This window comes from Ruminococcus difficilis, from assembly GCF_016680995.1.
On record NZ_JAEQMG010000194.1, the window covers coordinates 1 to 7,516 of the forward strand.

The window sequence follows — 7,516 nt, forward strand, 5'->3', positions numbered from 1 at the left end:
TCTGTCGTGGGCGCAGGATATTTGAGGAGCTCTGTCCTTAGTACGAGAGGACCGGGATGGACGTACCTCTGGTGCACCAGTTGTCACGCCAGTGGCACAGCTGGGCAGCTATGTACGGAACGGATAAACGCTGAAAGCATCTAAGCGTGAAGCCGACTCCAAGATTAGATATCCCATCGTGTAAACGAGTAAGACCCCTTGAAGACTACGAGGTTGATAGGCTGCGTGTGTAAGTGCCGTGAGGCATTCAGCTTGGCAGTACTAATAGGTCGAGGGCTTGACCATACGAACAACAGAACTTTGGTCAGTCAGTATTTACTTCTTCGATTTATCTCTTCTTTATTCAGTTTTCAGGGCACTTGCCCAAACGGGTGCGGAAGAAGCGAACGCTTCAGTCGGACGACAAAAGGAACATCAAGATATCTGAGAGCGCGCGAGCGAAACGTCAGAAAAGAAGATGATTTCAGTCTGGACACCGACAAAAGGCGAATCTCCGATTTATCCGTCTCGTAGAAAAAATATGCACCATTAGCTCAGTTGGTAGAGCACCTGACTCTTAATCAGGGTGTCCCGGGTTCGAGCCCCTGATGGTGCACCAAAAGCAAGGGGCTCACAACAATGAGTCCCTTGAAAAATGGCTCGTTGGTCAAGCGGTTAAGACTCCGGCCTCTCACGCCGGCAACGCGGGTTCGATTCCCGCACGAGTCACCAAAATGCTTGATACACGTTGTCAATTGATGACGTTTTGATACTGATTCTGCTTTTGGAATCGAACCCGAGAGGGTTTGAGCGTTAAGAAAACAGTCCAGTGGACTGTTTTTAGCTCAAAGCGGTGAGCATCTGTGATGCGAGCCATCAAGAGCGAAGCGCTTGGTCGATTCCCGCACGAGTCACCATTGCTATTAAGTATCTGAAAAGGTACAGACAAATATTCCTCCATAGCTCAGTCGGTAGAGCGCATGACTGTTAATCATGATGTCACTGGTTCGAGCCCAGTTGGGGGAGCCATAAACCCGCTACAATTAAATTGGTGTTGATGACGCAGGGGGTCCACCTGTTCCCATACCGAACACAGAAGTTAAGCTCAGTGGTGCCGAAAATAGTGCTCTGGCGACGGGGTGTGAAAATAGGGAGATGCCAATACTTGTAGCGAGTTTTCTTTTATCTGATGAAGCTGACGTAGGTCGGCTTTTTCTTATTTTAAAAAGTCTACTCGTCAATTTATCGTGTTTTTAAAGGTTTTTATTCAACAATATTTCACTATCTGATTTGACTATTATCTGTTGACACCTGTTATACGGTTAAGCAGTATCTCGAGCGAATAATAAAAAACGAAGACGGAGAAGCGGAATCGGGTAGCCCTGAAAAAACAGCTGCACTCCAAACTCTCGCAAGATCTATGCTGAACTACGGAGCAAAGGCACAGCTTCAGTTTAATTACAAAGCAAACGAATATGAGCTGGTTGACTACGGCCTTGATTCGTATTCTCCCGAAACTACGAATGGCGTAAAGTTTAGCGGCGATAAGGTAATCGGCAACACAGGACTGACCTACGCCGGCTCGAGTATGCTTCTGGAGGATACGATAACCTACCGCGTATTCTTCAAGGCAGCCGATAAAACCAATTTGCCTGTAGTTCAATACAATAATGAACGCTTACAAAAGGCGAAAAGGGCGGATACGTCTACTACGATATTAAGGGCATTAAGGCTCCGGAACTTCTGAATGACCGTAATTTGACTATCGGCGATACCAGATTTACGGTAAACCCTCAAAACTATATTTATAACGCGCTTCATAATACAAAAAATACAGATGAGATAAAGAATCTTGTAACAGCGCTTTATGATTATTACAAAAAGGCATATGCCTACTTTATATTAACTTAAGGAGGATGAAGCCTTTGAAAAGAAATTATTCAGAACCCGAGCTTGAGTTTATAAGACTGAGTTTTCCGGAAGTACTCGAATCTTCAAATATGTCATCAGATGAAAACGAAACTCCGTTTGAGCCCGAAGAATAATTCAATCTTTAGGGAGTTGCCGTCAGGCAGCTCCCTGATTTTTTATTATATACTTGTAATTATCAAGTGCTGCTGATATAATAAAATAAAAAGAACTAAACGAGGGATTGATATTATGAGCGTGATCGGTGAGCAAATAAAGAAAATCCGCACTGAAAAGGGAATTACGCAGGAACAGCTCGGCGAGCTTATCGGTGTGACTACCCAGGCGGTTTCGAGGTGGGAGAGAGGCGGTACTCCCGACGCGGAGCTGCTGCCGAGGATTTCGGACGTGCTCGGCGTCAGCACCGACAGCCTGTTCGGACGCGAAGAACAGAGCTACTCATTGGCTCTGGCAAGAAGGCTGTGCTGTATGTCTCAGGAGGACGCCTTCCGCTATGCACTGAATATCTGCTGGGCAATCGAAATCGGACTTATGAGGGATTTGTCGATCGTCGATGATTTTATGGGCAAGCTGATTGACGATTCCGTTTCAGCCGACAGCAAGCGAAACGACTATTTCGCAAAGATAATTCATGACAGCGGTTTATCGTTGATGCGTATCTCGCCGGATTTCAAGCACTTTTTCCTGATGCAGGAGAATGGCTCGGGTATCGGCAGCCACCTTTCGGATTTTGAGAGTCTTCGCAGGGTTTTCGCATTGTTTGCCGACGAGAAACTGCTTCGCATTCTGTTCTATATCTACTCGATGCCGAACATGCCGATCGCGACCTCGCTTATCAGTAAGAAGACGGGGCTTTCTCTGGGTGAAACCGACCGCTATATGAAAAAAATCTGCGAGAACAACCTCGCCGTACAGACCATTGTTGCTACCGCCGAGGGAGAAATCAACACATATTCCTTCCGCAAGGAGAGCTTTGCGGTACCGATGCTCTGCTTTGCCGACGAAATCGCCAAGAAGGATCTCCGCCCGTTTTTGGGTTGCTACGACCGAAAGGGCAAGCTGATTTAAACCGACGCTTGATTTTGTTGCGTTTCTGTTGTATTGGTGAATTAAAGGTTTATTGATTATTTTCAAGCGCTGATTTATAATAGAACTGTAAGGTGAATAATATCGCGATAATATGAGGAGGAAATAACATGAAAAACGAAGAGCTTACCACCCTGAAATTCAGCTATCCCGAGGGGCAGGAAAGAACCGTCCGCGTCTATGTTCCGGCGCACGGCGACGACGAAACTCTGCCCGTGATTTACATGACCGACGGACAGAACCTCTTTGAGAACGAGATTTCCAGCTTCGGCAGCTGGCACACGCGCGAGGCTGTGGCGGCAGAACGCAAGAGCAGCGGCAAGGCGGCGATCATTGTCGGATTATTCAATGACGGAAGTCCCGTTCAGCGCACAAACGAGCTTACACCCGCGTCGATCGGAAAGCTGGCTTTTCCGCCCGAGATGCCCGAGGAAGCGCGAAGGCTTATGGATCCTCAGGGAGAGTCGTTTGACGATTTTGTGGTAAATACCGTCATGCCAGCGGTTGAGGAGAGTTTTCCGGTTAAGAAGGGCAGAGAGAATACCGCGTTCTGCGGCAGCTCCTCGGGCGGTCTGCAGTCATTCTTTACGGTACTCAGCCACCCCGACAAGTTCGCGTCGGCGGGCGTTTTTTCGCCGTGCTTTATGCTGTACGAAGGCGCGGACTTCGCCGGCTGGCTCCACGGGAAGATCAAAACAGAGCAACCGCCGTATCTCTACCTCTACAGCGGAGGCGCAGAGGGTCTGGAGCAGGTGATCTGCCTTGTTACGGACATGACCTCGAAGATGCTGTCGTCCTGTTATCCCGCCGACAAGCTCAAAACGGTGATCAAGCGCGAGCAGGAGCACTGCGAGGCGGCGTGGGAGACGGTCTTTGCTGACTTCCTTCACGATTTCCTCTCACTCAACTAAAATCATAAAACGCGATTCAAGGCAAGCTCTCAGGAGCTTGCCTTTTCTAAATGGTCTGTTTAGTTGGTGCTGCTACTGTTGATGAACTTCCTGAACAATTGATTGAAATTATCCGCTGTATGACCTATAATAAGGCTGTAAGGAACAGAAACAATCAACAGAAAAGAAAAGGAGAATACGCACATGGATCAGCTCAGTTTAATGTATCCCGCAGGAAAAGAAGCCAACACTAAGACACTTTCGGAGGAAACCTGCAACGACCTCTCGCTCGACTATATCTTGAATTTCATTACGTCGAACAGCGATGAAAGACGCGTAATCAGGCGCATGACCCTCGAACTTGAGAGCGACCCCGAGGTTATCCGCTACCGCTGCGATGTTTTTGAGGACATCATGCGTTTCCCGTCACTTCGCGAACGCCTCACCACCGCGCTCGACCAGCTCAATTATATGAAAACCCTCGGCTCTACCTTTATGGACGAAACCGTGGCACCGCTGTGGCAGCTCATCAACCGCCTGCGCGAGCTTGAAATCTACATCAACTGCATCACCGAGATTCACAAGGCGCTGAGCGGCACTCCCGTACAGTCCGAGGGTATGCTCAGACTGAAGAAGTACGTTTCGTCAATCTACAACGGCAGCGGCTTTGAGTATCTCAGCGCGGATATCAAGGCTCTGCTCACCGAGACCTCGGAGATACAGAGCATCACCCTCGGCGTGAATCTCGACAGCATGCTCCGTCCCGTAGAGGTCGGCATAATGTCCGTCAACCACAAGCGCTTCAACCACACGGGCGTTCTCGACAAGTTCATCAAATTCCTTCCCCAGATCGGAGCAATGATGGACGGCAGAGCGGTCGACAGCCTGACAAAGATCCACTCGGGCGGCGGCACGGCAGAGGACGACCCGCTGATGAAGAACCTCTGCGGCACGATGACCGATATGCTCGGCTCGACTGTAAAGCACCTCAACAGTACCCTCTCGCGCTATGTCAATATCAACGGCTACAGCCTGACCAGATTCATTCCCGAGCTGCTTTTCTATATCAGATGGGCTGATTTCTGCGCCAAAATCATGAATGCGGGTCTGCCGATGACCCGTCCCGAGATTCTCGACAGCGGCTGCAGGTCGCTCAGCTCCGAGGGTATCTACAACCTCAAGCTCGCTATTAACAAGCTCAAGGGTCAGCAGATCGACATCGTTCTCAACGACTTTGAGTTCAGCCGCGACAACGGTATTTACATCATGACAGGACCCAACAGAGGCGGCAAAACCACCTTTACCCAGGTCGTCGGCGTTATCTTCCTGCTCGCTCAGCACGGTATCTACGTACCCGCGAGGTCGCTCAGCCTTTCTCCGTGCGACAATATCCTCACGCACTTCCCCGCAGATGAGAACAAGACCGTTAATCTCGGCAGACTCGGCGAGGAATCGAAGAGAATCAGCGAAATCTTTGCCGCCGCGACTGACAGGAGCGTGCTGCTCTTCAACGAGTCGCTTTCCACGACCTCGTTTACGGAGGGATTGTATATCGCGAAGGACGTTGTGCGTGCTCTTAGGTGTCTCGGTGCGAGGACTGTATTCAACACACATATGCACGAGCTCGCCATGGGACTCGATGAGATGAACTCCACCGCGGGCGATACAAAGGTCGCGTCGCTGATCACGGGAATCCACGAGGGTCAGCGCTCCTATAAGGTCGAGATAGCTCCGCCCGACGGAGTGAGCTACGCCAGAGATATCGCCGAGAAGTACGGCGTCAGCTTTGAGCAGCTCCGGCACTCGATCTGCGCCTGATAATTGTCACGCTTTTTCTATTGACTCACTCATCTGTTCTGTGATATAATCAGAAAAAGCTGTGATTTCAGGCTGATTCGAAGGGTGAGTGGAAAAGATGAAAAAACTGATTGTTGTTCTTTCGGCTTTATTGGCGGCTTCGATGTTTATGTTTTCCGCGGCTGTATCCGCAGGCAGCGGCTCATATATCATAGGCGACGCCGACGGAAGCGGAGATATTACCATTGGCGACGTAACGTATATTCAGAAGGTGCTTGCCGAGCTTGTCACAGACACCGACGGAAGCATCACAAAACGCGGCAACGTTGACGGCGATGAGCTGTCGATTTCCGACGCGACCGCTGTTCAGATGTATATCGCGGGCTTCAGAAACGATGATAATATCGGCGGAACAGCGGAGGAACAGGTTACGACACAGGCTGCTACCCAGCCGACGACGAGATCATACGAGCTTCCCTTTATCCCCGTCAGACGATAAACCAACAGCCCATGGCGCAGAGCCATGGGTTATTTTTTGCGGACCCGCAGGCAGCTCAGGCGAAAACATTGACTTTCACCTTGCTCTCGGCTATAATAAAGCGGTAAAAGGAGCCATGCAAATGAAAATCATTCGGCAATATTCCCTGTTTTTAATCGGACTTTTTATCGCGTCGATGGGCGTCGCGTTTTCGACAAAGGCGGGGCTCGGCACCTCGCCCGTAGCCTCTCTGCCGTATTCTGTTTCGCTCGTCAGCAGCCTGCTTTCCTTCGGCGGCTGGCTCAATGTTCTGAGCGTGATCCAGATAGCGGTGCAGGTCATTCTTCTCAGAAAGAAGTGCAAACCGCTCGAAATCGTGATCCAGACCGTCCTTGCCTTCGTCTACGGCTATCTGACTAATCTATCGTGTTTTATCATCAGCGGCATAGAGGTGCATAATTATTTTGAGCAGCTATTGTATATGCTTCTCGGCTGTGTGATACTAGCTTTCGGCATCTGGCTGCAGCTCAAGGGCAAAGTCGCTATGCTCCCGGGAGAAGCGATGAACCGCGCTATCGCCGAGGTGACGGGTAAGAGGTACGAGAATATCAAGATCCTCTTTGATATCATCTACATCGCGCTTTCGGCGGCAATCTGCCTTATATTTCTCGGCAAGCTCGAGGGCGTGCGCGAGGGTAGCATAATCGCCGCAGTATCCGTCGGACTGATAATCAAGTTCTATAATTTTCTTTATTCGAAAATTAAATCAAAATAATAACAGCGTGCATCCGGTTGTCCGTTTGCACGCTGCTTTGTTTTAGTAAGCGCCGAGCCAGTAGCCGCTGCCCTTCACAAGGCTGTGATTAGAGATATCGGTCGCCATATAGTTCTTGTCCTTATAGGTGAGATACAGCCGCACGCCCATGCCTGTATCTGCGAATCTGTCTGTGGTCAGCTCATAGTAATTAAATCCGCCGTATGCGTTTTCAAGCCGGATCTGAAACTCCGCGTTTTCGCCGTCGGTTAGGTAGAAGAGGTTTGTGCAGCTCTGTCTTGCACCGCTGTAGTCGCTTGTGATTTCGATGATCACGTCCCTAAGGCTGACGTCCTCGGGCAGCTTGATGGTGAAGTTATACCTGCCGTCGTCCATTCTGTATCGGTTCGTGCAGTCAATGACCGAGTGGTTCTCGACATACTCCGCGTCACCGGGCTCGACGGGAATCTGCCTGTTGATCGCGTCCGCGATGTTTTCCGTGCTGTCCATTGCTTCAACGGCGGCAGCTTCGTTTGAGCCGTCCTCCTCGATCTTGTCGTCGATTATCTCCGAGAAAAACTCGAGGTATTCCTTTCTGTCGTC

General features: G+C 49.9%; 7 protein-coding genes, 3 tRNA genes and 2 rRNA genes. 11 read left to right on the plus strand and 1 reads right to left on the minus strand.

The window, feature by feature from the left end; genetic code table 11:
* The 11 genes from JKK62_RS16850 to JKK62_RS16900 all read left to right on the plus strand — a co-directional run.
* Nucleotides 1–285: ribosomal RNA gene (locus JKK62_RS16850) — 23S ribosomal RNA — on the plus strand; the annotation flags it as partial.
* 237 nt (nt 286–522) lie between these two features.
* Nucleotides 523–598: transfer RNA gene (locus JKK62_RS16855), tRNA-Lys, on the plus strand.
* Nucleotides 599–636: 38 nt separating this feature from the next.
* A tRNA-Glu gene (locus JKK62_RS16860) sits at nt 637–711 on the plus strand.
* A 221-nt stretch (nt 712–932) separates the two neighbouring features.
* Nucleotides 933–1,008: transfer RNA gene (locus JKK62_RS16865), tRNA-Asn, on the plus strand.
* 18 nt (nt 1,009–1,026) lie between these two features.
* Nucleotides 1,027–1,143 (plus strand): 5S ribosomal RNA (rrf, locus tag JKK62_RS16870).
* Nucleotides 1,144–1,399: 256 nt separating this feature from the next.
* Entirely contained in the window at nt 1,400–1,726 is a 327-nt protein-coding gene (locus JKK62_RS16875; RefSeq protein WP_201428936.1) for a hypothetical protein, read from the plus strand.
* A 413-nt stretch (nt 1,727–2,139) separates the two neighbouring features.
* The gene (locus JKK62_RS16880; protein ID WP_201428937.1) at nt 2,140–2,976 is read left to right on the plus strand and encodes a helix-turn-helix domain-containing protein; all 837 of its coding nucleotides are present in this window, start codon (nt 2,140–2,142) and stop codon (nt 2,974–2,976) included.
* 128 nt (nt 2,977–3,104) lie between these two features.
* Entirely contained in the window at nt 3,105–3,905 is an 801-nt protein-coding gene (locus JKK62_RS16885; RefSeq protein ID WP_201428938.1) for an alpha/beta hydrolase, read from the plus strand.
* Nucleotides 3,906–4,088: 183 nt separating this feature from the next.
* Nucleotides 4,089–5,702: a MutS-related protein gene (locus JKK62_RS16890; RefSeq protein WP_201428939.1), complete on the plus strand. Its 1,614-nt coding sequence runs from the start codon at nt 4,089–4,091 to the stop codon at nt 5,700–5,702.
* A gap of 97 nt (nt 5,703–5,799) precedes the next feature.
* Entirely contained in the window at nt 5,800–6,180 is a 381-nt protein-coding gene (locus JKK62_RS16895) for a hypothetical protein (RefSeq protein ID WP_201428940.1), read from the plus strand.
* 121 nt (nt 6,181–6,301) lie between these two features.
* On the plus strand, nt 6,302–6,934 hold the full coding sequence (locus JKK62_RS16900) for a YczE/YyaS/YitT family protein (RefSeq protein ID WP_201428941.1): 633 nt from the start codon (nt 6,302–6,304) through the stop codon (nt 6,932–6,934).
* Nucleotides 6,935–6,976: 42 nt separating this feature from the next.
* Here the strand turns inward: JKK62_RS16900 and JKK62_RS16905 are convergent.
* On the minus strand, nt 6,977–7,516 hold a 540-nt coding region (locus tag JKK62_RS16905), incomplete at its 5' end, for a hypothetical protein (RefSeq protein ID WP_201428942.1).

Excerpts from the sequence above, each read along its gene's own strand:
- JKK62_RS16890 (WP_201428939.1), top strand. The coding sequence starts at position 4,089 with ATGGATCAGCTCAGTTTAATGTATCCCGCAGGAAAAGAAGCCAACACT.
- JKK62_RS16900 (WP_201428941.1), top strand. The coding sequence starts at position 6,302 with ATGAAAATCATTCGGCAATATTCCCTGTTTTTAATCGGACTTTTTATC.
- JKK62_RS16885 (WP_201428938.1), top strand. The coding sequence starts at position 3,105 with ATGAAAAACGAAGAGCTTACCACCCTGAAATTCAGCTATCCCGAGGGG.
- JKK62_RS16895 (WP_201428940.1), top strand. The coding sequence starts at position 5,800 with ATGAAAAAACTGATTGTTGTTCTTTCGGCTTTATTGGCGGCTTCGATG.
- JKK62_RS16875 (WP_201428936.1), top strand. The coding sequence starts at position 1,400 with ATGCTGAACTACGGAGCAAAGGCACAGCTTCAGTTTAATTACAAAGCA.
- JKK62_RS16880 (WP_201428937.1), top strand. The coding sequence starts at position 2,140 with ATGAGCGTGATCGGTGAGCAAATAAAGAAAATCCGCACTGAAAAGGGA.